This window comes from Microbacterium sp. MMO-113 (assembly GCF_037148555.1).
Lineage (GTDB): Bacteria > Actinomycetota > Actinomycetes > Actinomycetales > Microbacteriaceae > Microbacterium.
This window is the reverse complement of record NZ_JBBCTD010000001.1, coordinates 942,322-968,750: the sequence shown is the minus strand read 5'-3', so window position 1 is coordinate 968,750 and position 26,429 is coordinate 942,322. Positions and strand designations below refer to the sequence as shown.

Sequence of the window (26,429 nt, the reverse complement as noted above, 5' to 3'; positions counted from 1 at the left end):
GCGCCGACGACAAGGCACGCGGCCTAGCCTGATCGGGTGACCACTTCGTTGCGCGTGCTCGGCATCGACCCCGGACTGACCCGGTGCGGTGTGGGCATCGTCGACGTCGATCGCGCCCGCCGCGGCACGTTGGTCCATGTGGGGGTCATCCGCTCCGCCCCGGATGCGGAGATCGGCGACCGTCTCGCGATCGTCGCGGCGGGGATCCGCGCCGCGATCGCCGAGCACCGGCCCGACGCGGTCGCCGTGGAGCGGGTCTTCGCGCAGCAGAACACGCACACCGTGATGGGCACGGCGCAGGCGAGCGGCGTCGCCCTCCTGATCGCGGCCGAGGCCGGCCTGCCGGCGGCGACCCACACGCCCAGCGAGGTGAAGGCTGCGGTGACCGGGTACGGCTCCGCCGACAAGCGTCAGGTCCAGGCGATGATCGCGCGGATCCTGCGGCTGGACGCGCCTCCGCAGCCCGCGGATGCGGCGGACGCCCTGGCGATCGCCCTGTGTCACGCCTGGCGTCGCGGCGCTCCCTCGACGAGCCGGTCCGGCGGCGGCCTCACGCCGGCGCAGCGTGCCTGGGCCGACGCGGAGCGTGTCGCTCGAACATATCTACGAGCCGGCTCCTAGACTGAGAGGATGATCTCCTCTCTGCACGGCACCGTGCTGCACACGACGCCGGACCAGGTCATCATCGACGTCGGGGGCGTGGGCTTCGCGGTCGCCGTCCCTGCCGATGTCGCCCACACCGCGACGGTGGGGGAGAAGCTCCTCCTGCACACGAGCCTCATCGTGCGGGAGGACTCGCTGTCGCTGTTCGGCTTCGCCGATCGCGGAGAGCTGGAGATCTTCGGCCTGCTGCTCAGCGTCACCGGGGTCGGCCCGAAGTCGGCGCTCGGTGTGCTGTCGCACCTCACCGCCGACCAGATCGCGGAGGCCGTGACGGCAGAGGACGACGCGCCGTTCCGCCGCGTCTCCGGCATCGGCCCCAAGACGGCGAAGCTCATCGTCGTACAGCTCGCCGGCAAGGTCCAGGCAGTGGCCGCCCCGTCGGCCGCTGCCGCTGCGAGTGGTGACGACGTCGTCGCCCAGGTCTCGGTCGCCCTGGTGGGCCTCGGCTGGTCGGAGAAGGTCGCGGCCGAGGCGGCCACCCAGACGGCAACGGAGGCGACGGACGCCGAGCGGGCCTCCGTGGCGCTTCTCCTGCGGCGTACGCTCGCGCTCCTCGGCCCGGCGCAGGCAGGCCAGGGCCGTGGCTGACGCCCTCGATCCGACCGAGCCGACCGACGAGTCCGAGCTCGCCATCGAGGGCGCGCTCCGCCCATCGAGCCTCGGCGAGTTCGTGGGACAGCAGAAGGTGCGCGGACAGCTGCAGCTGCTCCTGGAGGCGGCCCGCCTCCAGTCCCGCCCTGCAGACCACATCCTGCTCGCCGGTCCTCCCGGACTGGGCAAGACCACGCTGGCGATGATCGTCGCCCACGAGAGCGATCGTCCGCTGCGCATGTCCAGCGGTCCCGCCATCCAGCACGCCGGAGACCTCGCGGCGCTGCTGTCGAGCCTCGTGCCCGGGGAGGTGCTCTTCATCGACGAGATCCATCGCATGGCCCGGTCGGCGGAGGAGATGCTGTACCTCGCCATGGAGGACTACCGGATCGACATCATGGTCGGGAAGGGTGCGGGGGCCACCAGCATCCCGTTGGAGCTGTCCCCGTTCACGCTCGTCGGCGCCACGACGCGCTCCGGACTGCTGCCGAACCCGCTCCGCGACCGCTTCGGCTTCACCGGTCACCTCGAGTTCTATGACGAGGGCGAGCTGGAGCAGGTCATCGAGCGGTCCGCCTCCGTGCTCGGCGTCGACCTGCCGACCGACTCGCTCTCCGAGATCGCACGACGCTCCCGCGGGACTCCGCGCATCGCCAACCGCCTGCTGCGACGGGTGCGCGACTATGCGCTCGTGCACGGCGGAGGCGAGGCGACCCTCGGGGGTGTGCGGGCGGCGCTCGACCTCTACGACGTGGATGCGATCGGCCTGGACCGCCTGGACCGCGCGGTGCTGGACGCCCTGGTCCGTCGGTTCCGCGGCGGGCCCGTCGGCCTCAGCACACTGGCGGTCGCGGTGGGGGAGGAACCGGAGACCGTGGAGAGCGTGGTCGAGCCCTATCTCGTCCGGATCGGCTTCCTCGGTCGCACGCCCCGGGGGCGGGTCGCGACGCCGGAGGCCTACGCGCACCTCGGCGTGGCGCACCCGGACGGGATGCTGAAGTTGGATGACCTATAATCGCTGAAGACTTCCCCGATACCGCTGTGCGCCCAAAGGCTGGTGCGTGCACCTGAGAAAGGCGCCATCCCCATGCCCATGGAATTTGTCCTCTTCGGACTCCTCGCCGTCCTGCTGATCTTCATGATCTTCAACACGCGCAAGCGCACGAGGCAGATGAAGGCCGAGCAGGAGGAGAAGGCGACCAAGACGGTTCCCGGCGCCAAGGTCCTGCTGCAGGGCGGCCTCTACGGCACCATCGTCGCGTACGACGCCGAAGACCTCGACTCCCCGGCGCTGGTGGAGATCGCTCCCGGCACCGTCATCGAGGTGCACAGCCAGGCGATCCTCCGGGTCGTGGAGCCCAAGGACGCCATCGTCGACGCGCCCGCCGACGCCGCGGACGACCACGTCGTCGACGAGACCGCCGCTCCCGCGCTGGAGACACCGGAGGAGACCCGCGCCCGCCTCGAGCGGGACGCCGACGACAAGTAAGACGAGGGCCGTCGCGGCCTCCCGGATCACCGTCCTTCCAGAAAGCTGAACACACGTGGCTTCATCCTCTCCTGTCCGTCACGCCTGGCGGGTCCTCCTCGGCCTGCTCCTGGTGACGGGCGTGCTCTTCGGCATCAACGCGCTGGGTGTGTATGTCTTCAAGCAGAGCTCGTGGACACCCGAGCTGGCGCTCGATCTGCAGGGCGGCACCCAGATCGTCCTGAGCGCCGAGACGGAGGACGGCGCCGCACCGACGCAGGAGCAGCTCGACCAGGCCGCGGCGATCATCCGTCAGCGCGTCGACGCCTCCGGTGTGGCCGAGGCCGACATCACGACCGAGGGTGGACGCAACATCGTCGTCCAGATCCCCGGTGAGGCGGACGAGCAGACCCGGGAGCGCATCCAGTCCAGCGCGCAGCTCGAATTCCGCCCGGTGCTCTACACGACGGCCGCGAGCACGGAGTTCGTGGGGGAGGACGGCAACTCCACGCCGTACCCGAGCCCTGATCCGTCGCTGAACGACCAGCCGACGGCCGAGCCCACCGATGCCAGCGACCTGTCCTGGGTGACCGACAAGCTCGCGGCGGAGTTCCAGGCGTACGACTGCGCCAACCCGTCCAACGACCCGTCGAAGGCGCCGAAGGACGAGCCGGTCATCGCCTGCTCGCCCGATGACACCGCCAAGTTCATCCTCGGCCCGGCGGAGCTGGACGGCCGCGCGATTACCGACGCCACCGCGGGGCGCGACCCGCGCTCGGGCGCCTGGATCGTGCAGCTCACGATGAACGGCGACGGCGCAGACGCGTTCGGTCAGGTCAGCACGCGGCTCAACCAGAACCGCATCGACGGGCTGTCGCCGCGCGACCAGTTCGCCTTCGTGCTCGACGGCGAGGTCATCAGCGCGCCGCGCATGAACGGCGTCATCCTCGACGGCCGCCCGAGCATCTCGGGCAGTTTCACGCAGGAGAGCGCGACGACCCTGGCCGACCAGCTCAAGTTCGGAGCCCTCCCGCTCAGCTTCGAGGTGCAGAGCTCGGACACGATCTCCGCGACCCTCGGCACCCAGCAGCTCCAGATCGGTCTGATCGCGGGCCTCATCGGCCTCGCGCTCGTGGCGGTGTACTCACTGCTGTCGTACCGGGCGCTCGGGACGGTGATCATCGCGTCGATCGCGGTGATGGCGGTGCTCACGTACATCGTCATCTGCATCCTGGCGTGGCGGATCGGCTTCCGGCTGTCGCTGGCCGGCGTCGCCGGTCTGATCGTGTCGATCGGCTTCACCGCCGACTCCTTCATCGTCTACTTCGAACGCATCCGCGATGAGCTGCGCGACGGCAAGTCGATCACGGGTGCCGTCGAGGACGGCTGGGGTCGGGCGAAGCGGACGATCTACATCTCCAAGTCCATCAACGTCCTGGCCGCCGTGGTGCTGTACATCCTCGCCGACTCGACGGTGAAGGGCTTCGCGTTCACGCTGGGCCTCACGACCGTGATCGACGTGCTGATCTTCGTGATCTTCACCCACCCGGTCATGCAGCTGCTCGCTCGTACGCGGTTCTTCGGCGGCGGGCACAAGCTCTCCGGTCTGGATCCGGAGGCCCTGGGCGCCGTGTACCGGAGCCGCTCGCAGTTCCGTGAGGTCGCGACGGCGTCCGCGGGGCGCGGGGCGAAGAACGCGCGTTCGCGCGGAGAGGCGGATCGCCGGCAGACCATCGCCGAGCGCAAACGGGCGGAGGCCCTCGCCGCCGAGAGACAGACCACGGCCGGAAGTGAGGGAGACAACTGATGCCTTCCATGAATGAGTTCGGCAACAACCTCTACACGGGCAAGACGTCCTTCCCGTTCGTCGGACGCCGTCGCCTCTGGTTCATCATCGCGATCGCTCTTGTCGTCGGCTCGGCCCTCGTGCCGCTGTTCCGTCCGATCCAGTTCTCGATCGAGTTCACCGGCGGCTCGCAGTTCACCGTCGCCGCGCCCGACACCACGGACCAGGACACCGCGTCCGAGGCGGTGCAGTCCGTCGTGCCCGGGGCCGCGACCAAGGTCGTCATCGTCAACGACCAGGACATCCGGGTGCAGACCGACCAGATGACTGCGGCGGAGACGCAGCAGGTGGCACGCGCCCTCGCCGACGCCTACGGCGTCGAGCCGGATGCGGTCACCTCCTCGTTCATCGGCCCGGCCTGGGGCGAGAGCGTGACCCGGCAGTCGCTGTGGGGCCTGGCGATCTTCCTCGCGCTGACCTTCCTCATCCTCGCCATCTACTTCCGCACGTGGAAGATGTCGGCGGCCGCGATCATCGGTCTGCTCGACGTGCTCGTGATCACGGTCGGCGTGTACGCCCTCGCCGGATTCGAGATCTCGCCGGCGGCGGTCATCGGCTTCCTGACGATCCTCGCGTACTCCCTGTACGACACCACCGTGGTGTTCGACAAGATCAGGGAGAACACGACGGAAGACGGGGAGAAGACCTCGCGGCTGTTCGGGGAGTCGGTCAACCTCGCGGTGAACCAGACCCTCGTCCGCTCGATCAACACCTCCGTGGTGGCCGCGCTGCCGGTCGGCGCGATCCTCTTCATCGGTGCCTTCTGGCTCGGTGCGGAGACGCTGACCGACATCTCGCTGTCGATCTTCGTGGGCATCCTCGTGGCGACCTACTCGACCCTGTTCGTGGCCGCGCCGCTGTACTCGCTCTTCCGTGAGAACGAGCCGCAGATCAAGGAGCGCGACGCCCGTATCCGCGCGGCGCGAGCCAAAGCGGCTGTCGAAGCCTGACGCCCCCGTCGCGGGGCCGACCCCCGCTCAGCGCGCGTAGGATTGTCTGATTCGGAGGTGAGTGGATGGCGGAGCCGCAGACGGCATCGCAGGGTTCGAGTCTGCGACGGCTGGTGCCCCGCATCTTCTCGCGTGCGTCCCGGATCAACGATCTCGACAATCTGATCCGCACCGTCAGGGCCAACCACCCCAAGGGCGACTTCGCCGTCATCTCCCGTGCCTACGCCGTGGCGAAGGAGAAGCACGAGGGACAGAAGCGGCAGAGCGGCGAGCCGTACATCACGCACCCGCTCGCCGTCGCGCAGATCCTCGCGGAGCTCGGTCTCGGGCCGCGCGCGATCGCCGCCGCGCTGCTGCACGACACCGTCGAGGACACGGGCTACGCGCTCACCGATCTCACCGCCGAGTTCGGCGACGAGGTCGCGATGCTCGTCGACGGCGTGACCAAGCTCGACAAGGTCAAGTACGGCGAGAGCGCGCAGGCCGAGACCGTGCGCAAGATGATCGTCGCGATGTCGAAGGACATCCGCGCGCTGCTCATCAAGCTCGCCGACCGGTTGCACAACGCCCGCACCTGGGGCTTCGTCCCCCCGGAGAAGGCGGCGAAGAAGGCCAAGGAGACGCTGGAGATCTACGCGCCGCTGGCCAACCGCCTCGGTATCCAGGCGATCAAGTCGGAGCTCGAAGACCTCTCCTTCGCCGTCCTCCATCCGAAGATCTACAACGAGATCCACAGCCTCATCGCCCAGCGCACCCCGCAGCGGGAGAAGTACCTGAGCCAGGTCATCGAGGAGATCGATGAAGACCTCCGCGACCTGCGCATCCGCGGCAAGGTCGTCGGCCGACCCAAGCAGCTGTACTCGGTGTACCAGAAGATGGTCATCCGCGGCCGCGAGTTCGACGACATCTACGACCTGATCGGGATCCGTGTCCTCGTGTCGTCCGTGCGCGACTGCTACGCCGTGCTCGGCGCCATCCACGCGCGCTGGACGCCGTTGCCCGGCCGGTTCAAGGACTACATCGCCACCCCGAAGTTCAACCTCTATCAGTCGCTGCACACGACCGTGATCGGCCCGGCCGGACGCACGGTCGAGATCCAGATCCGCACGCACGAGATGCATCACCAGGCGGAGTACGGTGTCGCCGCGCACTGGATGTACAAGGAGCGGATGAACGGCGGCGGCAAGGCCGAGGTCCGCGCCTCCGACACCGACATGGCGTGGCTCGCGCACATCTCCGACTGGCAGGCCGAGACCGCAGACCCCGGGGAGTTCCTCGACTCCCTCCGGTTCGAGATCGGCGCCAAGGAGGTCTACGTCTTCACTCCGAAGGGGCGCGTGATCGGCCTCCCGGCCGGTGCCACTCCGGTCGATTTCGCCTATGCCGTGCACACCGAGATCGGGCACCGCACCATGGGCGCCAAGGTCAACGGACGCCTGGTGCCGCTGGAGTCGGAGCTGAAGAGCGGCGACGTCGTCGAGGTCTTCACGTCGAAGAACCCGGATGCGGGACCCAGCCAGGACTGGCTCGGCTTCGTCAAGAGCACACGCGCCAGGAACAAGATCCGCGGCTGGTTCACGAAGGAGCGCCGCGAAGAGGCCATCGAGCAGGGCAAGGAGGCCATCGCGCGCGCGATGCGACGGCAGAACCTGCCGCTGCAGCGGCTGATGAGCCAGGACTCGTTCACCGAGGTCGCCCACCAGATGCACTACGAGGATGTCTCGGGTCTCTACGCCGCCGTCGGCGAGGGGCACGTCTCGACCCAGTCGGTGCTCGAGAAGGTCACCGCGCTCGTCGCCACCGACGAGCCCACGACCGGGGCGATCGACTTGCCGGGAAGCGTCCAGACCCGCGAGTCCCGGGGCGGCGATTCCGGTGTGCTCGTGCGTGGCGCGAACGACATCCTGGTGAAGCTGGCGAAGTGCTGCACGCCCGTCCCCGGCGATCCGATCGTCGGGTTCGTCACGCGGGGGAGCGGCGTCTCCGTGCACCGGGCGGACTGCGTGAACGTGAAGGCCCTCAGCGGCGAGCAGGACCGGTTCGTCGAGGTCTCCTGGGCGCCGACGACGAAGAGCGTGTTCCGGGTGCAGATCCAAGTCGAGGCCCTTGACCGCTCCGGCCTCCTCTCCGACGTCACGCGGGTGCTCAGCGAGCACCACGTGAACATCCTCTCGGCGACCGTGTCGACGACGGACGAGCGCCTGGCGCTGAGCCGCTTCGTGTTCGAGATGGGCGACGCCGTGCACCTGGACCGCGTCCTGAACGCGGTGCGCCGGATCGATGCGGTCTACGACGTGTACCGCGTCACCTCCTCCTGATCAGACGCTCCAGCGCGGCGAGACCGCTGACGCTCCCGGGAACCCGGTGCCCTCTCTTGAGGGTCCGGATCGCACCCTCAAGAGCCGCGGGGTGGGCAGGGGCAAGCGCCTGCATCCAGGACAGCACACGCGGATCGCGGTGCAGCGTCGTGGCGAGATCGCACATCGTGCGGACGGGAGATGTCACGAGTATCCCGCCGAGGCGGCGCACGTCCGACGCGGGGACCATCGTGTCGTGGAACGACACGCGGGTGTGCACGCGCGGGCGCACGCGACGTTCCACACAGCGACGCACATGATGGATCGACGGCGGGGCATCGCCCGCGCCGTGTATCCAGGCGGCGCTCGGCCCGCATGCGGCGGCACCCTCCTGGACCAGGGCGGCGATGCTGCTCGCACGGACATCGGCGGATTCGGGAAGATCTGCGGGGATGTAGGCGTCGCCGATCTCGACGACATGTCCGTCGAGGCGGGCGGCGCTGAGTTCACAGAGACTGAGTCGCGCGCCGGGCAGATACAGCAGAGCGGGGTGCATCTCGCCAGTGTGGCGGCCGGCACCCCGCTCGTGCGGAGATCAGTGGATCTGTGGAGAGCTCAGCCGCCCAGGGCGTTGAGCCAGGCGCGACGGGCCTCGAGGGCGTCCGCGGCCTCCTTGACGGCCTTGCTGTCACCGGCCTTCTCGGCGGCTGCCAGTTCCGCCTCCAGCTTCTCGATCGCCTCGTGGAGCTGTGAGCTCATGTCGTTCGCACGAGCCTTGGTCTCCGGGTTGTTCTTCTTCCAGTCGACGTCCTCGCGGGCCTTGAGTGCCTGCTCGATGACGCGGAGCTTGTCGTCGAGGGCACGCTCCTTGTCGCGCGGGAAGATGCGGCCGACCTCGTCCCACTCGCGCTGGATGCGCGTGAGCAGGGCGCGGGCGCGCTTGATGTTCGGCTCGTCGGCGACCGCCTTGGCCTGCTCGAGCAGCGCCTGGCGGGCTTCGATCTTCGGAGCGGAGTCGGCTTCTTCCGCTGCGGCCTGCTCGGCACGAGCGGCGTAGAGCGCGTCTCCGGCGGCCTTGAAACGCGCCCAGAGGGCGTCGTCGGCCTTGCGTCCGGCGCGTCCGGCCGTCTTCCACTCGTCGAGGAGCGAGCGGTAGGCGGGGATGCCGTCGACGCCGCGCGGGGCCAGGGCTTCGGCGCGCTCGACCAGTCGCGACTTCGCGTCACGCGCCGCCTTGTGTGCATCGTCGAGCTCGGAGTAGAACGCCCGGCGGTGCTTGTCGACGACGGCCCTGGCATCGCGGAACCGCTTCCAGAGCTGCTGCGAGACGCCCTTCGACAGGCGCGGACCGTTCTGCTGCTGGGCCTGCCAGGACTCGAACAGCTCGTTGAGCTCGGCGGTGACCTGCTTCCACTGCACCTTGCTCAGGTCGCGGGCGGCGATGGCCTCGGCGCGCTCGACGAGGGCGGTGCGCTCGGCGACGGCCTGCTCGACGAGCTCCTTCGCCTGCTGCGCCTCCTGGGCGGTGGCCTCGGACAGAGACGCGGTCAGCGCGGTGAGACGGTCGCGGAGCCCCGCGAGGTCGCCGACGGCCGCGGCATCCGTGGCCTCGTCGATGAGGTGTGCGGCCTGCTTGGACAGGTCGCTCGCGGAGGCGCCGCCGGCCTGGTGGCGCTGCTCCAGGGCGACGACCTTGAAGGCGATGTCGTCGTACTTGCGGACGAAGTAGGCCAGAGCCTCATCGGGGGTCCCGTCCGGGTACTGACCGACGACGCGCCAGGACTCGCCTTCGCGGACCTCGACGGTGCCGTCTTCGGAGACGCGGCCCCAGTCGCCGGCGGACGAGACCGGGGTCGGCTTCGCCGCGGCCGGCGCGACGGCGGCCGGTGTCGGCGCCTTCCGCGGCATCGGCACTCCGGGCGGGGTGGGAACGGGCGGGGTCGGCTTCGCGGGCTCGTTGGCAGACACGATGATTCTCCTTGCGCGGTCACGCCGCGGGAGGCGGAAAGGACGAGGCTCAGCCTAGTACGCCCTCTCTTATCCGCGAGACCCCGTCTTCCCGCCGAGACCCCGCGATTCGTGCGCGAACGAGGCGGGGTCTCGGCGACGAGGCGGGGTCTCGCGGGGTGGGACGTTACCGTTTCGTGAGCAGAACGTTCGACGCAGGAAACACTCCGCGTCATCTCCGAGTAACACGGCGCTCCTATCGTCGCGACCACGACAGTCCCCAGGTCGACAGGAGTTCCATGGACGACAACGCAGCGCGTACGGCGGAGATCGTCGTCGTGGGGGCGGGCGTCGCGGCGCATCGCTTCGTCGCACGGATGCTGGAGGACCCGGACCGTGCCGTGCGGATCACGGTGTTCGGGGACGAGGGACGCCTGCCGTACGAGCGTTCCGGTCTGGCGCGCGTCGTCGGCGGCGGCCCGGCGTCGGCAGGGGAGCTCGACCGCGCGCCGTTCCGCGACGACCGCGTGCGCCTCATCGATGACGACAGAGTCCTGCGGATCGACAGGGGAGGGCACCGCGTGCGGACTCGTTCGCAGCGGTGGTACGACTACGACGCGCTCGTGCTCGCGACGGGGACCCACGCCCAGCGGCTCGACGTGCCGGGGATCCGTGCCCGTGGCTCCTTCGCCCTGCGCACCATGGAGGACGCGCACATGCTGCGTGCGTTCCTGGCGGTCCGTGCGACGGAGGTGCCGCGGGCTCTGCGCGCTATCGTCGTCGGCGGCGACGAGGGTGGAGTGGACGTCGCGTGCGTGCTGCACGACGCCGGGGTGCAGACGACCATCGTCGACACCGTCGATCACCTGCTGCCCGCACACCTCACGGTTCCCGCGGCGACCGCACTCCGCGGGGTCGTCGAGGCGCGCGGCATCGTCGTCCGGACGCGGACGCGGGTGACCCGCGTCGACCCGGACGCGACGGGCGCGGTGACGGCCGTGGAGTTCCAGGACGGCACGTTCGCGCGGACCGACCTCATCGTGACGACGGGTGCGCGGGCGCGGGATGAGCTGGCACGGAACGCGGGGCTCCCCACGCGGGTGGGCGGCGGTCTCCTCGTGGACGCGGACGGGAGGACGCCCGACTCGCGCGTCCTGGCGATCGGCGACGTCGCCGTAGACCCGGGATCCGGCGGCACGGAGGCTGCGCTGGCGTCCGCGGATCGAGCGGCGGCGGCCCTGCTCGACGCTCGGATCGCGAGCCCGGCGGGACACGGGTGGCGCGGGAGCCCCGGCGGTATCGAGATCGTGACCTCGCGTCTCGCGGATGGTGACGGGCCGACGGTCTCCGTCCCTCTTCCGAGCGGGGGAGACCGCGTGTTCGGTGAGGTCGTGCTGTCGGAGGATGCGCGCGTGGTGCACCGCGCGACGGTCATCGGGGCGCCGGCGCACGCTCCGCTCGCCGGCTTCGCGCCCGGGATGCCCGATGGCCTGCGGGCGGCGCGGGAGCTCCTGTCCGCCGCCGTGGCCGAGGACGGTGCGGCGGCCTGTGGACACGGGCTGATGTCTTCGCCCCTGGCGGTGCTGGCTGCGGAGCTCACGGACCGAGGAATCCGCACCGTCGCGGAGGCTCTCGACGGTGCCGTGGAGAGCCGCGGCTGCGGCCCCTGTCTCCGCCGTCTCGCGCTCGCGCTGCAGGAGTGCGCCGAGGCGGACGCCGCCGTATGGCACGGCGATCACGGAACCCCGCGCTCCGAGGTGCGACTTCGCGGGACGACGGCCGCTCCCGTCCTGGAGGTGCGCGTCGGCGACGAGTCCGACGGTGCGCTGCTCCTCGTCGTGGGTCATCTCGCGGCACGACGCGAGGCGACGGTACGGATCGATCGAGGGCTCCTCGCCGTCAGCGGGCTCCGGGCGGCGGACATACCGGACGCACTCGCGGACCTGCGAAGCGCCGGCGCCGTCGTTCCGGAGAAACCTGGCGGGGCTGACCTCACGCGGCCCGGAAGTCCGGTCGGCGTCGTCCGACAGCCGTCACGGGCAAATCGGCGTGCCGGTGGCGCGAGGTCGGCGAAGGGCTCCGCGTGAGTGCGCCCCCGCGCCCCGCTCCGGCCCTCGTCGGCTGCCGTGTCGTCGTGGTCGAGGTGCCGCGGCCGGTGCGCCCGGAGCCGGTCGACGTCGACACGCTCCTCCGGATCCTCGCGGCGACGGGCTCGGAGGTCGTCCGGATCACTCCGCCGCGGGCGGACCACGCGATCCCCGCAGGCGCGAAGCGGACGCTGTACCGGATCGCGTCCGGTCAGGTGGACGCGGTGCTGTTCCCCGTGGCGGAGGCTCTGCCGGGGTGGCTCGCCACCGTGGAACGGCTGGGCATGCTCGACGCCATCCGCGAACGGTCACGTGCGTCCCGCCTGCTGCTCGCCACGACCGACGCCGCCGCGACCGCGCGATTGGTGGAGAGCGGCCTGCCGGCATCGACGTCGTGCGGGCCCACCGCGGACGACCTCGCCCGGAGCGCTCTCGCCCCTCTCACACAGGGGGTCCTCGAGCGGCGGACTGCGGCGGGTCGGCTGGCGGTGCGCAGTGGCGGCGCGGTGATCGACGGCGGCTTCGTGCCGCTCTCCCGCGGCGCGGTCAGCATCCTCGAGGCCCTGTTCGTCGCCGACGGGCGCGTGCTCACGAGGGCGGAGATCGGCCAGCTGCTCCCCGGCGGTCGCCGCAGTGCGCGTGCGGTCGAGGTCGCGGTGGCGCGGCTGAGGGAGGCCCTCGACGACTTCGACCTCGTTCAGACGGTGGTCAAGCGCGGGTATCGGCTCGCTGTCCTCGACGAGGACTGACGACGCCGGCGGGCCTCACTCCGAGGGGGTCTCGGGTGCGGTCGGTGCCGGGCTCGGGGTGTCGCTCGGTGCCGGGGAGGGAGCGATCGACGAGGTCGGCGACGGCGCGGGCGTCGGCTCCGGCGTGGTCACCTGCGCGTGCACGACCTGGCTGACGATGGCGCCCACGACGATGAGGGAGCCGACTGTGACCGCGATGATGTTGTCGCGAGTGCGTCGACGGATCTGGTCCTGGTGCCAGCGGGTGCGAGCGGTGTGCAGCCGGGCGCGCTCCGCCTCGGTGCGTGTCTGCGCCTTCTTGGAACCGCGTGCGGCCATGCCCTGCTTCTCCCGTCCGACGCCGGTCTACGGCGTCGCCTGAGAGCCTACCGGGGCCCCGGCCTCGCCTCGTGTCCCTGGCCGCCGTTAGCCTGGAGGAATGTCCTCTCCCTCCGCCCTGCTCTCCGGGCAGACACCGCTCGCCGTGCGCATGCGCCCGGTGTCGCTGGACGAGGTCGCGGGGCAGCGCCACCTGTTGCGGGCCGGGTCGCCCATCGTGGCCCTCGCCGACCCAGAGGCCAGTTCCCCCGGCGCGGTGTCGATCATCCTCTGGGGCCCGCCCGGCACCGGCAAGACCACACTTGCCCAGGCCATCGCCCGATCATCCGGGCGCCGCTTCGTCGAGCTCTCCGCGATCACCGCCGGCGTCAAGGATGTGCGGGAGGTCATGCAGGAGGCGATCACCCAGCGCGATCTCTACGGGCAGACGACGATCCTCTTCCTCGATGAGATCCACCGCTTCACCAAGGCCCAGCAGGACGCGCTCCTGCCCGGTGTGGAGAACGGCTGGGTCATCCTCATCGCCGCGACCACGGAGAACCCCTCGTTCTCGGTGATCTCGCCCCTGCTGTCCCGGTCGCTGCTGCTCACGCTGCAGCCGCTCACCGATGACGACATCGGCGTGCTCGTGGACCGCGCGGTGTCGGATGCCCGCGGACTCTCCGGTGCGGTCGCGCTCAGCGACGAAGCACGGTCTGCTCTGATCCGCCTCGCCTCGGGGGACGCCCGTCGCGCTCTCACCGGACTGGAGGCCGCCGCTGCCGTGGCGCTCTCGCACGCCGCCGCCTCCGAGGCCGATGACGACGGCGAAGACCGGGAGACGGTCGTCCCGGAGGTCACCGCCGACGACGTGGCACAGGCCGTCGACAAGGCCCTGCTCCGTTACGACCGCCAGGGCGACGAGCACTACGACGTCATCAGCGCCTTCATCAAGTCGATCCGCGGTTCCGACCCGGACGCCGCACTGCACTACCTCGCCCGCATGATCGAGGCGGGGGAGGATCCGCGCTTCATCGCCCGACGGCTCGTCATCTCCGCGTCCGAGGACGTCGGTCTCGCCGACCCTCAGGCGCTCGGCATCGCCGTGGCCGCCGCTGACGCCGTGGCTTTCATCGGAATGCCGGAGGGGCGCATCCCGCTCGCAGAAGCCACCGTGTATCTGGCCACGACCGCGAAGTCGAACGCGGCCTACGTCGGCATCGACGCCGCCATCGCCGACATCCGCGCGGGGGGATTCGGGCGCGTGCCCCTTCACCTCCGCGACGCGCACTACCCCGGGGCGAAGCGCCTCGGGCACGGTCGCGGCTACCGCTACGCGCACGACAGCGAGTACGGCATCGTCCCGCAGCAGTACCTGCCGGACGAGCTCGAGGGTCGGCACTACTACGAGCCGAAGAACCTCGGCGCGGAGCGCGACATCAGCGCACGGCTGGAGCGCATCCGGCGCATCCTCGGCGACCGGTGAGCCGACGACCTCGGGCGTCTGCCGCCGTCTGTTAGACTTGAGCGGCTCGAAACCGAGTTTTCGGGCATCTCCTCGTTCACACCCCACCTCGACGGCACCCCGGCGTGCGCCCCGAGGCAGAACGCGGTGATACGTCCGTCGGACGTGAAATCCACGTCCACGTCATCGGAAGGATAACTTCGTGGTCACGAAGTCCCAGGACCGCCGCAAGGTGCGTCTCAGCCGCGCCCTCGGCGTGGCCCTCACCCCCAAGGCCGCCCGCTACCTCGAGAAGCGTCCCTACGCTCCGGGTGAGCACGGCCGCACCAAGCGCAAGGCCGACAGCGACTACGCCGTCCGTCTGCGTGAGAAGCAGCGTCTGCGCGAGCAGTACGGCATCCGCGAGAAGCAGCTGCGTATCGCGTTCAACGAGGCCCGTCGTCAGGACGGCCTGACCGGTGAGAACCTCGTCGAGCTCCTCGAGATGCGTCTCGACGCCCTCGTCCTGCGTTCGGGCTTCGCCCGCACCACGGCACAGGCGCGCCAGCTCGTCGTGCACCGTCACATCCTCGTCGACGGCCAGCTCGTCGACCGCCCGTCGTTCCGCGTGAAGCCGGGTCAGCTCATCCACGTCAAGCCCAAGAGCGAGGGCCTCGAGCCCTTCCAGGTGGCGGCCGCCGGCGGTCACGCCGAGGTCCTGCCGGCCGTTCCGGGTTACCTCGAGGTCGAGCTCGACAAGCTCCAGGCCCGTCTGGTCCGTCGTCCGAAGCGCGCCGAGGTCCCCGTGACCTGTGAAGTGCAGCTCGTCGTCGAGTACTACGCGGCCCGCTGATCCAGCGGAAGAACATCAGGCAGGAGGCGTCGGGGTTCCCGACGCCTCCTGTCGTTTCCGCCTACGATGGAGAGACCGCGCCTTCGCGGCTCTAGGGCAAGGATGACGACATGAAGAATGTGCTGTGGTTCCTGATCGGCGTGATCGGCGGCTTCGTCGCGGCTCACTTCATGAACAAGGACCCGCGGGGCCACGACATCCTGGCCGACGTTGACGCCCGCCTCAACGGCCTCGCCGCGATCCTCAGCGACGCGTATCGCGCGCAGGAGGCTCGGCTGACCGAGCCGGGCGAGAACTGACCCCCCGCATCTGCGCCTCGGCGCGCCCCCTCACGCAAGGACATCCGGCACTCCTATGAAAACTGCGGAAATCGCGCAGCGCTACCTCTCCTACTTCGAGAAGAACGACCACCTCATCGTCCCCTCGGCATCCCTGGTCAGCGACGACCCCTCGCTGCTGTTCACGGTCGCCGGCATGGTCCCGATGATCCCGTACCTCACGGGCGTGGTCCCGGCGCCGCACCCGCGCATCGCCGACCTGCAGAAGTGCATCCGCACCAACGACATCGAGGAGGTCGGGCGCACCGCGCGTCACGGCACGTTCTTCCAGATGCTCGGCAACTGGTCGTTCGGCGACTACTTCAAGGAAGGCGCGATCCGCTACGCCTGGGAGCTGCTGACGAGCTCGGAGGCGGACGGCGGCCTCGGCTTCGACGAGAAGGACCTCTGGGTCACCGTCTACGAGACCGACGACGAGGCCGAGGCGATCTGGCGCGACATCATCGGGCTCAAGCCGGAGCGCATCCAGCGCCTCGGCCGCGCGGACAACTACTGGAACACCGGCCAGCCCGGTCCCGGCGGCCCCGACTCCGAGATCTTCTTCGACCGCGGCCCGGCCTACGGCAAGGACGGCGGCCCCGCTGTCGACGACTCGCGGTTCCTGGAGATCTGGAACCTCGTGTTCATGCAGGACTTCATCGAGAACATCCGCAGCAAGACCGAGTTCGACATCGTCGGCGAGCTGCCGATGAAGAACATCGACACCGGCATGGGGCTGGAGCGCGTCGCCTTCCTCAAGCAGGGCGTCGAGAACATGTACGAGACCGACCAGGTGCGTCCGGTGCTCGACCGCGCCGTCGAACTCTCCGGCCGCCGTTACGGCGCCGTGCACGAGGACGACGTCCGCTTCCGGGTGATCGCGGACCACGTGCGCTCCTCGCTCATGCTCCTCTCCGACGGCGTCCGTCCGTCGAACGAGGGCCGCGGCTACATCCTGCGGCGTCTCATGCGCCGCACCGTGCGCGCCATGCGGCTCCTCGGTGTCGACGACCCGGCGTTCCCCGAGCTGTTCGCCGCCTCCCGCGATGCGATGAAGTCGGCGTACCCGGAGCTGGAGCGCGACTGGTCCGTGCTCTCCTCGGCGGCCTTCGCCGAGGAGGAGACCTTCCGGCGCACCCTGGCCCAGGGATCGACCATCCTCGACCTGGCACTCGACGAGACGAAGAAGGGCGGCGGGAAGACCCTCAGCGGTTCCGAGGCGTTCCTGCTGCACGACACCTACGGCTTCCCGATCGACCTCACCCTGGAGGTCGCCGAAGAGGCCGGGCTGGACGTGGACCGCACTGCGTTCGACTCCCTCATGCAGGAGCAGCGTCAGCGCGCCAAGGACGACGCCCGCAACCGCAAGCGCCAGCTCGCAGACGTCTCGGTATACCGCGACCTGCGGGCGCTGGGCGAGACGGGCTTCGACGGCTACACGGCCCTCGAGGTGGAGTCCCGCGTGCTCGGCCTGCTCGTCGACGGCGCGCCGGTGCGCAGCGCCGCCGAGGGGCAGATCGCCGAGGTCGTGCTCGCCGAGACGACGCTGTACGCCGAATCGGGTGGTCAGGTCGCCGACAAGGGCACCATCGTGGGCCCGGGCTACGAGCTCGAGGTGCTCGACGTGCAGCGTCCGGTCCCCGGGCTGATCAGCCACACGGTCGAGGTCTCCCGCGGCACGGTCGCGGTCGATGACATCGCGACGACGATCGTCGACGCCGCGAACCGGCGCGCCGCCCGTCAGGCGCATTCCGCCACCCACCTCGTGCACGCCGCCCTCCGCGACACTCTCGGCCCGACGGCCACGCAGTCCGGGTCGCTGAACCGCGCCGGGTACATGCGATTCGACTTCGCCTGGTCGCAGGCGCTGTCGACGGACACCCGCACGGAGATCGAGGAGATCACCAACCGCGCCGTGCAGGACGCCCTCGAGGTGACCACCCGCATCGTGACGCTCGACGAGGCCAAGGAAGCGGGCGCCATGGCGCTCTTCGGCGAGAAGTACGGCGACGTCGTGCGGATGGTCGACATCGGCGGCCCGTGGTCGCGAGAGCTCTGCGCCGGCACGCACGTGTCGACCAGTGCGGAGATCGGTCTGGTCAGCGTGGTGGGGGAGTCGTCGGTCGGCGCCTCCAACCGCCGGATCGAGGCTCTCGTCGGCGCGGATGCGTTCCGTGAGCTCGCGGCAGAGCGGGCTCTCGTGTCGCAGCTCACCGCCTCCCTGAAGACCCCGCGCGAGCAGCTCCCCGAGCGGATCGCCGATCTCGCCGCGAGCCTCAAGGCCGCGGAGAAGCGCATCGCGCAGTTCGAGGCGAAGGAGCGGGCGGGGCGTATCCCCGCGATCGCCGAGGCCGCGACGCGCGTCGGGGACTTCCGCGTGGCGGCACAGACGCTGGGCGATGTGGCCTCCGCGGACGATGTCCGCGAGCTCGTCAACGGCGTGCGCGACCGGCTGGGTTCCGATCCCGCGGTCGTCGCGCTCGGTGCGGTCGTCAACGGTCGCCCCGTCGTCGTCGTCGCCACGAACGAGGCCGCGCGCGGTGCCGGCGCGAAGGCGGGTGCGCTCGCGAAGCGCGCCGCCGGCGTGCTCGGCGGAGGCGGCGGCGGTCGGGACGACGTCGCCCAGGGCGGCGGTACCGACGCAGCGGCACTGCCCGCCGCGCTCGAGGCCGTCTCCCAGGAGCTGCGCGGCGCGTGAGCGGTTATCGCCGCGGGGTCCGGCTCGGCATCGACGTCGGCCGGGCCCGCGTGGGCGTGGCCCGGTCCGATCCGGACGGCATGCTGGCCGTCCCCGTCGAGACCGTGCCGCGCGACGAGCGCTCGCTCACGCGCATCGCCGAGCTGGCCGCGGAGTACGAGCCGCTGGAGATCGTCGTCGGTCTGCCGGTGAACATGCAGGGTGCGGACACGCCGTCGACGGTGGATGCGCGCGAGTTCGCGGCGGCGCTTCAGGCGCGCAGCGGCGTGCCGGTCCGCCTCGTCGACGAGCGTCTGAGCACCGTCTCCGCGCATGCGGCGTTGCGGAGTTCTGGGCGATCACAGAAGAACTCTCGTAGCATTGTGGATCAGGTCGCCGCCGTGGTGCTGCTGCAGCAGGCGATCGACACGGAGAAGAGCACCGGAAACCCGGCCGGTGCCCCGGTCCCCGTTGACGAGGAGCCCGCCTGAACATGTCCGAACGCGAGAGCCGTGCGCCCGAGCACGAGCAGAGCACCCGCTTGGGGGATCTGTTCGAGAACCTCCCCGCTCCGTCCCCGCAGGTCCCGACGGCCGGTGACGACACGCCGGCACCCGGATCCCGCCGTGCGGCCAGGGAGGCCGCCGCGCGCGAGCAGCAGGCGCCGCCCGCTCCCGACGCGGGGATCGAGCCCGATGCCCATGTGCCCGCCCGTCCGGTCTCGGCGTCGGCGGCGACCACCGCGGATGCGGCCGTGACCGACCACCGGCCGCAGGCGAATGCCGCAGACGTCGAATCGGTCGTGACCCGCGCGATGCCCGTCGCCGCGGCGAGCGCGGACGAGACCCCCGCCCCGGGCCCGCGCCGGTCGACCGGCACCGAAGACCCCGCACCGGCGCTGGGCGGAGGACTCGACGAGATCTTCGCCGCTCAGAACGACGGCCGCGATCACGGCGCGCCGACCAGGAAGAAGCGCCGCAAGGGCTGCCTCATCGCCCTGATCATCGTCCTGGTGATCCTCGGCGGCATCGCCGCCGGCGGCGTCTGGGTCGCGAACACCTTCGGCGACCGCATCGCCGACGCCATGGGGTGGGGCGAGCCGAAGGACTGGGAGCCCGGTCAGGCGACCGGCGAGGTGTACGTCACGATCAAGGAGGGCGATACCGGCGGACCCGTGTCGACGGCGCTCTACGAGGCGGGCGTCACGAAGACCGAGGACGTCTTCTATGACTACCTCATCGACGAGAACATCGCGGTGACCTTCTATCCCGGCGTCTACCGCCTGCAGGAGAAGATGACGGCGGAGGACGCCCTGGCCGCGCTCCGTAACGCGGAGAACAAGATCGAGAACTCGGCATCCGTACCCGAAGGCGCCACCATCGAGTACTTCCTTCCGCAGGTCGCCGACACGATGGGCATGCCACTCGAGGAGCTTCAAGCGGCTGTGAAGGACCCATCGGTCTACGGAGTCGAGGCGGACAGCTTGGAGGGATGGTTGTTCCCGGCTGTCTACACGTTCGATCCGGAGACCACGGCAACGCAGGTCATCCAGCGGATGGTCGACCGGACACGCGAGTCGCTGGCAAAGGCCGGTGTTCCGGCCGGGGATGAGCAGCGCATCCTCACCATCGCCTCCATCATCCAGCGTGAAGGCCGGACCGACGACTTTCCCAAGGTCTCTCGTGTTATCGAGAACCGTCTCGCGCCTGGAAACAGCGAGACGAACGGGCTTCTGCAGATGGACTCGACGGCTCAGTACGGTGTCGGAGAGCTGCATGCGGGAGCCGCGGGCTCGTCCGAAAAGGCCCTCACGGACCCGAATCCGTGGAACACATACATCCACCCGGGCCTGCCGAAGGGTCCGATCGCGACCGCGACCGATGCGGCGATCGACGCGGCGATGCACCCTGCCGACGGTCCCTGGTTCTACTTCGTCACGGTCAACCTCAACACGGGGGAGACGGTGTTCTCGGCGACGTACGCGGAGCAGCAGGAGGCCGAGAAGAAGCTGCACGCGTGGTGCAAGGACAACCCGGATTCCGGGTGCTACGCGGAGTGACGCGTGTGACGGACTCGGTGAACCGGAGACGGTTGGCGGTCTGGGGCGACCCGATCGGGCACTCCCGTTCGCCGGAGCTGCACGCCGCGGCGTACGGCGTGCTCGGACTGGACTGGGAGTACGGGCGCCGTCAGATCGGCGCAGAGAGCTTCGCGGACGCGGTTGAGGCCCTCGACGACTCCTGGCGCGGCCTGTCGCTGACGATGCCGCTCAAGGAGGAGGCCTACCGGTACGCCGCCAGCCGGGATGCCCACGCGGAGCTGACCGGCGCGGTCAACACGCTCCTGCTCTCCGAGACCCCGGCGGGATTCAACACCGACGTCGGCGGGATCGTCGATGCGCTCGGGGACGCCGGCATCCGCGAGATCGGGACGGCGCGGATCCTGGGCGCCGGAGCCACGGCGGCCTCGGCCCTCGTCGCCCTCGCCGACCTGGGGGCGACACGAGTCGAGGTCGCCGCCCGTCGGCCGGAACGCGCCGCCGGGCTCGTCCGCATCGGAGAGCGTCGCGGCGTCGTGGTCGCCCCTCGATCGTTCGAGGAGGTGGACGGCGACGCGGACCTCACGGTGGCGACGTTGCCCTCCGGCACCGCGTTGCCACCGGACGTCGCCTCCCGCCTGTCCGACATGGGCGGGACGCTCTTCGATGCGGCCTATGCCCCGTGGCCATCCGCGCTCGCGACGGAGTGGGGCGATCAGCCGGTGGTCTCCGGGCTCGGAATGCTGCTGCATCAGGCGGTCCGGCAGATCCGGATCTTTCTGCACGGCGACCCGGTCTCGCCGCTGCCGGACGAGGAGGCTGTCCTCGCCGCGATGCGCGCCACCCTCTGAGCGCCGCCGGACGAAACGCGGCACGGCGCGGGGGGAAACGCATGGGAGACTAGAGCACATGCTCCGCGTGCTCACGGCCGGCGAATCGCACGGCCCAGAACTCATCGCCGTCATGGAGGGTCTCCCCTCCGGCGTCCCGGTGTCGTCCGAGGCCATCCAGGCCGACCTCGCCCGCCGCAAGCTCGGCTATGGACGCGGCTCCCGGATGAAGTTCGAGCAGGACGAGCTCACGATCTCCGGCGGCGTCCGGCACGGGAAGACGCTGGGCAGCCCCATCGCCCTGCGCATCGGCAACACCGAGTGGCCGAAGTGGATCGAGGTCATGAACCCGGAGCCGGTGGAGCTCACCGATCGCTCGCGCGGTCGTGGCGCCCCGCTGACCCGGCCACGTCCGGGCCACGCCGACCTCGTGGGCATGCAGAAGTACGACTTCGACGAGGCCCGTCCGATCCTCGAGCGCGCGAGCGCCCGGGAGACCGCCGCCCGCGTGGCGCTCGGTGCCGTCGCCCGCTCGTTCCTCGGCGAGCTCGGCATCCGACTCGTCAGCCACACGCTCTCCATCGGGCCGGTGCGCGTGCCGGATGGCGCAGCGCTGCCGAGCCCGGACGACGTGGACGCCCTGGACGCCGACCCGCTGCGGTGCTTCGACCCCGCGACCTCGGCGCTCATGGTCGCCGAGGTGGACGACGCCAAGAAGGACGGCGACACCCTCGGCGGCATCGTCGAGGTCCTCGCGTACGGCCTGCCGCCGGGGCTCGGTTCCCACGTGCACTGGGACCGCCGCCTGGACGCCCGGCTGGCCCAGGCGCTCATGAGCATCCAGGCCATCAAGGGCGTGGAGGTCGGCGACGGCTTCGAGACCACGCGCCGCCGCGGCTCCGCCGCCCACGACGAGCTCTTCGCCACCGCCGACGGCATCGCCCGCGGCACGGACCGCGCCGGCGGTACCGAGGGCGGCATGTCCACCGGGACCGTGCTGCGCGTCCGCGCCGGCATGAAGCCGATCGCGACCGTGCCGCACGCGCTGCGCACGATCGACGTGGCGACCGGCGACGAGGCGACCGCGCACCACCAGCGTTCCGACGTCTGTGCCGTGCCAGCGGCGGGCGTCGTCGCGGAGGCCATGGTCGCCATCGAGCTGGCCCGCGCCGTGCTGGAGAAGTTCGGCGGCGACAGCATCCGCGAGACGCGCCGCAACCTGGAGGGGTACCTCGACGGCATCCCCGCGGAGCTGCGCACGGCCCCCGCGTCCGAGGCGGCGCTCATCGCGCATGACGAACGAGGCTGAGCCGCCGACGCTGGTCCTCGTGGGACCGATGGCGGCCGGCAAGACCAGCGTCGGGCGACGGGTCGCGCGGCGGCTGGGCGTCGCATTCATCGACACCGACAAGCGCATCGTCGCCGCGCACGGTCCGATCCCCGAGATCTTCGCCACGCACGGCGAGGCGCACTTCCGGGACCTGGAGCGCGCGGCGGTCCGCGAGGCCCTCGCCGAGGGTGGCGTGATCTCCCTCGGCGGTGGCGCCGTCACGGATCCGGAGACGCGGGCGCTGCTGCGCGCCCATCCCGTGGTCTTCCTCACCGTGAGCGAGGCCGCGGTCGCCGACCGCCTGCGCGGCGGGACGCGCCCGCTGCTGGCGGGCGAGGACCCGGTCGAGAAGTGGAAGCGCATCTTCGCCGAACGGCGAGGATGGTACGACGAGGTGGCGTCGACCACGTTCGACACCTCGCGGCGTCCGATGCAGCGCATCGCGGACGAGATCGTGGCATGGAGGAGAGAACAGCGATGAGCACGACGACCATCAGCGTCACCGGGAACGACGCCTACGACATCACGATCGGACGGGGGATCCTCGACCAGGTGTCGGCGGCTCTGGCCCCGAGCGTCCGCAAGATCCTCGTCGTGCACCCGCCGACCCTCGCGGCCCGCGCCGCCGAGCTCCGCGACCGGCTCCTCGCCGACACCGTGGACGGCCCGCGCGAGGTGCTGCTCGCCGAGATCCCGGATGCCGAGCAGGGCAAGCGCATCGAGGTCGCCGCGTTCTGCTGGCAGGTCATGGGCCAAGCCGACTTCACCCGGACGGACGCCGTCGTCGGCTACGGCGGGGGAGCGGTGACCGACCTCGCCGGCTTCGTCGCGGCGACGTGGCTGCGCGGCATCCAGATCGTCCAGGTGCCCACCACCGTCCTCGGCCTCGTGGACGCCGCCGTGGGCGGCAAGACGGGCGTCAACACCGCGGAGGGCAAGAACCTCGTCGGCGCCTTCTGGGCCCCGCGCGCCGTCGTCGGCGACCTCGACGAACTGGGCAGCCTGAGCCCGAACGAGGCGACCGCCGGCTTCGCGGAGGTCGTCAAGGCCGGTTTCATCTGGGCCCCGGAGATCCTGGACATCGTCGAGGCCGATCCCGCGCGCGCGGTCGACACCTCGACGGACGAGTTCCGCCGGGCCGTGGAGCTCGCGATCGACATGAAGGCGCAGGTCGTCTCGGACGACTTCCGCGAGGCCGGGCAGCGGGAGATCCTGAACTACGGCCACACGCTCGGCCACGCGATCGAGCACGCCGAGCGGTACCGCTGGCGGCATGGGGCGGCCATCTCGATCGGCATGCTGTACGCCGCGGAGCTGTCCCGGCTCGCGGGGCGGCTGTCGGACGCCGCCGCGGAGCGCCACCGCACGATCCTCGAGTCGCTGGGCCTGCCCACGTCGTACCGCGCCGGAGCCTGGCCGCAGCTGCTCGCCACGATGCAGCGCGACAAGAAGAGCCGCGGCGGCATGCTCCGATTCATCCTCCTCGACGACATCGCCAAGCCCACCGTGCTCCAGGCGCCGGACGAGTCGCTGCTCTTCGCCGCCTACCAGGAGATCGGCGCATGACCATCGCCGTCCGGCGCATCACGCCGGAGGACTGGCAGGAGGTCAAGGCGCTGCGGCTGCAAGCCCTTGCCGATCCGGCCGCACCGATGGCGTTCCTCGACACCGTCGAGCACGCCGCCGCACAGCCCGACCGCTTCTGGCAGGAGCGCGCCGCGAATGCCGCGGGTGACGCCGCCGCTGCGCAGTTCGTCGCGATCGCGGACGACGGCACCTGGACCGGGACCGTGACCGTGCTCCCGCATCGCGAGCAGCACGATGCCGGACTGGTCGTGGGGGTCTACGTGGCGGACGCGCACCGCGGCGCGGGCGTCATCGACGCGCTCCTCGACGCCGCAGCCGCCTGGGCACGCGATCGCGGGCTCCGCGCCCTCGTGCTCGAGGTCCACGTGGACAACTCCCGGGCGCAGGCCGTCTACCGCCGCCGCGGCTTCGTCCGGACCGGCGAGATCGAGACCTCGGGCTTCGGGCGGGAATGGGTCATGCGCCGCGAGCTGGTCGACACCGGGAGCGTGCCCGCATGAGCGCATCGCGTCAGCTGCTGCTCGTCAACGGCCCGAACCTCAACCTCCTCGGCACCCGCGAACCCGAGGTCTACGGCACGGCGACCCTCGCCGACGTCGAGCGGATCACGGCGGAGACCGCTGCCGCGCTCGGGTTCGAGCTGCGGGCGTTGCAGAGCAACCACGAGGGCGTGCTCATCGACGCGATCCACGATGCGCGCGCGGACTGCGCGGGCATCGTCATCAACCCGGGCGGCCTCACCCACACCTCTGTCGCCCTGCGTGACGCGCTCACCGGCGTCGCGTTGCCCTTCGCCGAGGTCCACATCTCCGACGTGTACGCCCGCGAGGAGTTCCGTCACCACTCGTACCTGCACGACGTCGCCGCGGTCCGCGTCATCGGACGCGGCGTGGAGGGCTACGCCGACGCGGTGCGGGACCTCGTCGCGCAGCTCTGAGCGCGCGGGATCAGGGCAGGCCGACGAGCAGCACGCACACGGTGATGCCCACGAGTGTCAGCAGGGCCATGGCGAGGAAACAGGCGGCCAGCGCACGGAGCCGCGGCCGCACGCTCGACACCGCGAGGCGGATGACGACCATCGCGACCAGGCCCAGGACCAGGACGATCGCGGTGACCAGCCCGACGGTCCCCGCGGCGCCGCCGCTGCGGACGATCCCGACGAGGGGCACGAGGCTTACCGCCGTGAAGATCGCGGCGACGATGAGCCACACCGCCCCGGACGACGTCCGCAGCGCCGGCTGATTCGCCATCCTGGTCGGGTCCCGGTCGCGATCGTCCTCGCTCATCTCGATTCCTCCTGTCCTCGTCCACGCTGCCCGGGGCGACGGGCAGCGTCACGGGGCTTCCGCTCTCGCGGAGGAGCGTCTATCGTGCCCCCGCGACGGCCCGCGCCGGGCATCCCGTAGAATCGACTGTCGGCCGACCCCGGCCCCCACGGACTCAGGAACGGAACTCCTCGCACATGGCATCCACCGCAGACATCAAGAACGGCGTCGTCCTCAGCATCGACGGGCAGCTCTGGAGCGTCATCGAGTTCCAGCACGTCAAGCCCGGCAAGGGCGGCGCCTTCGTCCGCACGAAGCTGAAGAACGTCGTCTCGGGCAAGACCGTGGACCGTACGTACAACGCCGGGGCGAAGGTCGACATCGAGAACGTCGACCGCCGCGACTACACCTACCTCTACACCGACGGTGACGGGTTCGTGTTCATGGACCAGACCGACTTCGACCAGATCACGCTGCCGGCGGCCACGGTCGGCGACGCGAAGAACTTCCTGCTCGAGAACCAGCAGGTCACCATCGCCCTCAACAACGGCAACCCCCTCTACATCGACCTCCCGGCCTCGGTCATCCTCGAGGTGACCTACACCGAGCCCGGTCTGCAGGGCGACCGCTCGTCCGCCGGCACCAAGCCCGCCACGCTCGAGACCGGCTACGAGATCCAGGTCCCGCTGTTCCTGGAGACCGGCACGAAGGTCAAGGTCGACACCCGCACGGGCGAGTACCTCGGCCGCGAGAAGTAAGGCGTGAGCGCCCGCACGAAGGCGCGCAAGCGCGCGCTCGACATCCTGTTCTCGGCCGACGTCCGCGGCGACGAGGTCGCGGTGGCCCTCGCCGCCGAGGCGAAGCGCGCGGCGAACGAGCCCGCACGTGAGGCGTCGTGGCTGTACGCCCGCGAGATCGTCGACGGCATCATCGACCAGCGCGACGAGATCGACGAGCAGATCACGACGCACAGCCGCGACTGGAAGCTCGAGCGGATGCCCGCCGTCGACCGCGCCCTGCTGCGCATCGGCGCGTGGGAGATCCTCTACAACGACGAGGTGCCGACCGCGGTCGCGATCGACGAGGCGGTGGAGCTCGCGAAGGAGTTCTCCACCGACGAGTCGGGCGCGTTCGTGCACGGCGTGCTCGCCCGCGTCGCCCGCTCGGCCTGAGCGCCGCAGCGGCGGTGTCGG

At 70.6% G+C, this 26,429-nt stretch carries 27 protein-coding genes; 23 read left to right on the top strand and 4 right to left on the bottom strand.

Annotated elements, in window-relative coordinates; genetic code table 11:
• Positions 1–36 precede the first annotated feature (36 nt).
• The 7 genes from ruvC (at position 37) to WFJ36_RS04610 (ending at position 7,836) form a co-directional block, all read left to right on the top strand.
• Positions 37–621 (top strand): crossover junction endodeoxyribonuclease RuvC, encoded by a 585-nt coding sequence (gene ruvC / locus WFJ36_RS04640; RefSeq protein WP_071328658.1) that lies wholly within the window; start codon positions 37–39, stop codon positions 619–621.
• 9 nt (positions 622–630) lie between these two features.
• Positions 631–1,251: a Holliday junction branch migration protein RuvA gene (gene ruvA, locus WFJ36_RS04635; RefSeq protein WP_336642739.1), complete on the top strand. Its 621-nt coding sequence runs from the start codon at positions 631–633 to the stop codon at positions 1,249–1,251.
• Positions 1,244–2,269, top strand: coding sequence for a Holliday junction branch migration DNA helicase RuvB (gene ruvB, locus WFJ36_RS04630; RefSeq protein ID WP_071328656.1), 1,026 nt, complete (start codon positions 1,244–1,246; stop codon positions 2,267–2,269). Before ruvA ends, ruvB begins: the two co-directional genes overlap by 8 nt.
• Before the next feature lie 78 nt (positions 2,270–2,347).
• Positions 2,348–2,743 (top strand): preprotein translocase subunit YajC, encoded by a 396-nt coding sequence (locus WFJ36_RS04625; RefSeq protein WP_292789822.1) that lies wholly within the window; start codon positions 2,348–2,350, stop codon positions 2,741–2,743.
• Positions 2,744–2,798: 55 nt separating this feature from the next.
• On the top strand, positions 2,799–4,529 hold the full coding sequence (gene secD / locus WFJ36_RS04620; protein ID WP_071328654.1) for a protein translocase subunit SecD: 1,731 nt from the start codon (positions 2,799–2,801) through the stop codon (positions 4,527–4,529).
• Positions 4,529–5,518: a protein translocase subunit SecF gene (gene secF, locus WFJ36_RS04615; protein WP_071328653.1), complete on the top strand. Its 990-nt coding sequence runs from the start codon at positions 4,529–4,531 to the stop codon at positions 5,516–5,518. Before secD ends, secF begins: the two co-directional genes overlap by 1 nt.
• Positions 5,519–5,583: 65 nt before the next feature.
• Positions 5,584–7,836, top strand: a complete 2,253-nt coding sequence (locus WFJ36_RS04610) for a RelA/SpoT family protein (RefSeq protein WP_336642738.1) — start codon at positions 5,584–5,586, stop codon at positions 7,834–7,836.
• Here WFJ36_RS04610 and WFJ36_RS04605 read toward each other — a convergent pair.
• Positions 7,823–8,371, bottom strand: coding sequence for a hypothetical protein (locus WFJ36_RS04605; RefSeq protein ID WP_336642737.1), 549 nt, complete (start codon positions 8,369–8,371; stop codon positions 7,823–7,825). The two genes, WFJ36_RS04610 and WFJ36_RS04605, sit on opposite strands and share 14 nt — an antisense overlap.
• A gap of 59 nt (positions 8,372–8,430) precedes the next feature.
• Positions 8,431–9,783: a DUF349 domain-containing protein gene (locus WFJ36_RS04600; RefSeq protein ID WP_292789732.1), complete on the bottom strand. Its 1,353-nt coding sequence runs from the start codon at positions 9,781–9,783 to the stop codon at positions 8,431–8,433.
• 278 nt (positions 9,784–10,061) lie between these two features.
• Between WFJ36_RS04600 and WFJ36_RS04595 the strand changes: the two genes are divergently transcribed.
• Positions 10,062–11,849: an FAD-dependent oxidoreductase gene (locus WFJ36_RS04595; RefSeq protein WP_336642736.1), complete on the top strand. Its 1,788-nt coding sequence runs from the start codon at positions 10,062–10,064 to the stop codon at positions 11,847–11,849.
• The gene (locus WFJ36_RS04590) at positions 11,846–12,598 is read left to right on the top strand and encodes a winged helix-turn-helix domain-containing protein (RefSeq protein WP_336642735.1); all 753 of its coding nucleotides are present in this window, start codon (positions 11,846–11,848) and stop codon (positions 12,596–12,598) included. Before WFJ36_RS04595 ends, WFJ36_RS04590 begins: the two co-directional genes overlap by 4 nt.
• Positions 12,599–12,613: 15 nt before the next feature.
• Here the strand turns inward: WFJ36_RS04590 and WFJ36_RS04585 are convergent, their stop codons facing one another.
• A complete protein-coding gene (locus WFJ36_RS04585) occupies positions 12,614–12,916 on the bottom strand; it encodes a hypothetical protein (RefSeq protein ID WP_071328647.1) in 303 nt (100 codons plus the stop codon).
• 100 nt (positions 12,917–13,016) lie between these two features.
• On the opposite strand from WFJ36_RS04585, the gene WFJ36_RS04580 reads away from it, so the two are divergent.
• From WFJ36_RS04580 to aroQ, 12 genes are all read left to right on the top strand, one after another.
• Positions 13,017–14,381 (top strand): replication-associated recombination protein A, encoded by a 1,365-nt coding sequence (locus WFJ36_RS04580; protein ID WP_336642734.1) that lies wholly within the window; start codon positions 13,017–13,019, stop codon positions 14,379–14,381.
• Between the two features lie 181 nt (positions 14,382–14,562).
• On the top strand, positions 14,563–15,192 hold the full coding sequence (gene rpsD, locus WFJ36_RS04575; RefSeq protein ID WP_025103514.1) for a 30S ribosomal protein S4: 630 nt from the start codon (positions 14,563–14,565) through the stop codon (positions 15,190–15,192).
• 110 nt (positions 15,193–15,302) lie between these two features.
• Positions 15,303–15,491: a hypothetical protein gene (locus WFJ36_RS04570; protein ID WP_025103513.1), complete on the top strand. Its 189-nt coding sequence runs from the start codon at positions 15,303–15,305 to the stop codon at positions 15,489–15,491.
• Positions 15,492–15,546: 55 nt separating this feature from the next.
• Positions 15,547–18,207 (top strand): alanine--tRNA ligase, encoded by a 2,661-nt coding sequence (alaS, locus tag WFJ36_RS04565; RefSeq protein WP_336642733.1) that lies wholly within the window; start codon positions 15,547–15,549, stop codon positions 18,205–18,207.
• Positions 18,204–18,677, top strand: coding sequence for a Holliday junction resolvase RuvX (gene ruvX / locus WFJ36_RS04560; protein WP_060923676.1), 474 nt, complete (start codon positions 18,204–18,206; stop codon positions 18,675–18,677). The genes alaS and ruvX overlap by 4 nt, the downstream gene beginning before the upstream one ends.
• Before the next feature lie 2 nt (positions 18,678–18,679).
• Positions 18,680–20,245, top strand: coding sequence for an endolytic transglycosylase MltG (gene mltG / locus WFJ36_RS04555; RefSeq protein WP_083391702.1), 1,566 nt, complete (start codon positions 18,680–18,682; stop codon positions 20,243–20,245).
• 5 nt (positions 20,246–20,250) lie between these two features.
• Positions 20,251–21,075: a shikimate dehydrogenase gene (locus WFJ36_RS04550; protein WP_336642732.1), complete on the top strand. Its 825-nt coding sequence runs from the start codon at positions 20,251–20,253 to the stop codon at positions 21,073–21,075.
• Between the two features lie 58 nt (positions 21,076–21,133).
• The gene (gene aroC / locus WFJ36_RS04545) at positions 21,134–22,363 is read left to right on the top strand and encodes a chorismate synthase (protein WP_336642731.1); all 1,230 of its coding nucleotides are present in this window, start codon (positions 21,134–21,136) and stop codon (positions 22,361–22,363) included.
• The gene (locus WFJ36_RS04540; RefSeq protein ID WP_071328645.1) at positions 22,347–22,865 is read left to right on the top strand and encodes a shikimate kinase; all 519 of its coding nucleotides are present in this window, start codon (positions 22,347–22,349) and stop codon (positions 22,863–22,865) included. Before aroC ends, WFJ36_RS04540 begins: the two co-directional genes overlap by 17 nt.
• Positions 22,862–23,950: a 3-dehydroquinate synthase gene (gene aroB, locus WFJ36_RS04535; protein WP_292789714.1), complete on the top strand. Its 1,089-nt coding sequence runs from the start codon at positions 22,862–22,864 to the stop codon at positions 23,948–23,950. The genes WFJ36_RS04540 and aroB overlap by 4 nt, the downstream gene beginning before the upstream one ends.
• Positions 23,947–24,471 (top strand): GNAT family N-acetyltransferase, encoded by a 525-nt coding sequence (locus tag WFJ36_RS04530; RefSeq protein WP_336642730.1) that lies wholly within the window; start codon positions 23,947–23,949, stop codon positions 24,469–24,471. Before aroB ends, WFJ36_RS04530 begins: the two co-directional genes overlap by 4 nt.
• Positions 24,468–24,908: a type II 3-dehydroquinate dehydratase gene (gene aroQ / locus WFJ36_RS04525; protein ID WP_336642729.1), complete on the top strand. Its 441-nt coding sequence runs from the start codon at positions 24,468–24,470 to the stop codon at positions 24,906–24,908. Before WFJ36_RS04530 ends, aroQ begins: the two co-directional genes overlap by 4 nt.
• 10 nt (positions 24,909–24,918) lie before the next feature.
• Here aroQ and WFJ36_RS04520 read toward each other — a convergent pair whose 3' ends face one another.
• Positions 24,919–25,257: a hypothetical protein gene (locus WFJ36_RS04520; RefSeq protein WP_292789708.1), complete on the bottom strand. Its 339-nt coding sequence runs from the start codon at positions 25,255–25,257 to the stop codon at positions 24,919–24,921.
• A gap of 176 nt (positions 25,258–25,433) precedes the next feature.
• Between WFJ36_RS04520 and efp the strand changes: the two genes are divergently transcribed.
• Complete coding sequence (gene efp / locus WFJ36_RS04515; RefSeq protein ID WP_071328640.1) at positions 25,434–25,994, top strand: elongation factor P; 561 nt, start codon at positions 25,434–25,436, stop codon at positions 25,992–25,994.
• Between the two features lie 3 nt (positions 25,995–25,997).
• Positions 25,998–26,408, top strand: a complete 411-nt coding sequence (gene nusB, locus WFJ36_RS04510; protein ID WP_060922157.1) for a transcription antitermination factor NusB — start codon at positions 25,998–26,000, stop codon at positions 26,406–26,408.
• Positions 26,409–26,429: the final 21 nt, after the last annotated feature.

What these genes read in the sequence shown, in the direction of transcription:
- ruvA (WP_336642739.1), top strand. Translation starts at nt 631, where the DNA reads ATGATCTCCTCTCTGCACGGCACCGTGCTGCACACGACGCCGGACCAG.
- WFJ36_RS04625 (WP_292789822.1), top strand. Translation starts at nt 2,348, where the DNA reads ATGGAATTTGTCCTCTTCGGACTCCTCGCCGTCCTGCTGATCTTCATG.
- secF (WP_071328653.1), top strand. Translation starts at nt 4,529, where the DNA reads ATGCCTTCCATGAATGAGTTCGGCAACAACCTCTACACGGGCAAGACG.
- WFJ36_RS04610 (WP_336642738.1), top strand. Translation starts at nt 5,584, where the DNA reads ATGGCGGAGCCGCAGACGGCATCGCAGGGTTCGAGTCTGCGACGGCTG.
- WFJ36_RS04605 (WP_336642737.1), bottom strand. Translation starts at nt 8,371, where the DNA reads ATGCACCCCGCTCTGCTGTATCTGCCCGGCGCGCGACTCAGTCTCTGT.
- WFJ36_RS04595 (WP_336642736.1), top strand. Translation starts at nt 10,062, where the DNA reads ATGGACGACAACGCAGCGCGTACGGCGGAGATCGTCGTCGTGGGGGCG.
- WFJ36_RS04585 (WP_071328647.1), bottom strand. Translation starts at nt 12,916, where the DNA reads ATGGCCGCACGCGGTTCCAAGAAGGCGCAGACACGCACCGAGGCGGAG.
- WFJ36_RS04580 (WP_336642734.1), top strand. Translation starts at nt 13,017, where the DNA reads ATGTCCTCTCCCTCCGCCCTGCTCTCCGGGCAGACACCGCTCGCCGTG.
- WFJ36_RS04570 (WP_025103513.1), top strand. Translation starts at nt 15,303, where the DNA reads ATGAAGAATGTGCTGTGGTTCCTGATCGGCGTGATCGGCGGCTTCGTC.
- alaS (WP_336642733.1), top strand. Translation starts at nt 15,547, where the DNA reads ATGAAAACTGCGGAAATCGCGCAGCGCTACCTCTCCTACTTCGAGAAG.
- mltG (WP_083391702.1), top strand. Translation starts at nt 18,680, where the DNA reads ATGTCCGAACGCGAGAGCCGTGCGCCCGAGCACGAGCAGAGCACCCGC.
- aroC (WP_336642731.1), top strand. Translation starts at nt 21,134, where the DNA reads ATGCTCCGCGTGCTCACGGCCGGCGAATCGCACGGCCCAGAACTCATC.
- WFJ36_RS04540 (WP_071328645.1), top strand. Translation starts at nt 22,347, where the DNA reads ATGACGAACGAGGCTGAGCCGCCGACGCTGGTCCTCGTGGGACCGATG.
- aroB (WP_292789714.1), top strand. Translation starts at nt 22,862, where the DNA reads ATGAGCACGACGACCATCAGCGTCACCGGGAACGACGCCTACGACATC.
- WFJ36_RS04530 (WP_336642730.1), top strand. Translation starts at nt 23,947, where the DNA reads ATGACCATCGCCGTCCGGCGCATCACGCCGGAGGACTGGCAGGAGGTC.
- aroQ (WP_336642729.1), top strand. Translation starts at nt 24,468, where the DNA reads ATGAGCGCATCGCGTCAGCTGCTGCTCGTCAACGGCCCGAACCTCAAC.
- WFJ36_RS04520 (WP_292789708.1), bottom strand. Translation starts at nt 25,257, where the DNA reads ATGAGCGAGGACGATCGCGACCGGGACCCGACCAGGATGGCGAATCAG.
- efp (WP_071328640.1), top strand. Translation starts at nt 25,434, where the DNA reads ATGGCATCCACCGCAGACATCAAGAACGGCGTCGTCCTCAGCATCGAC.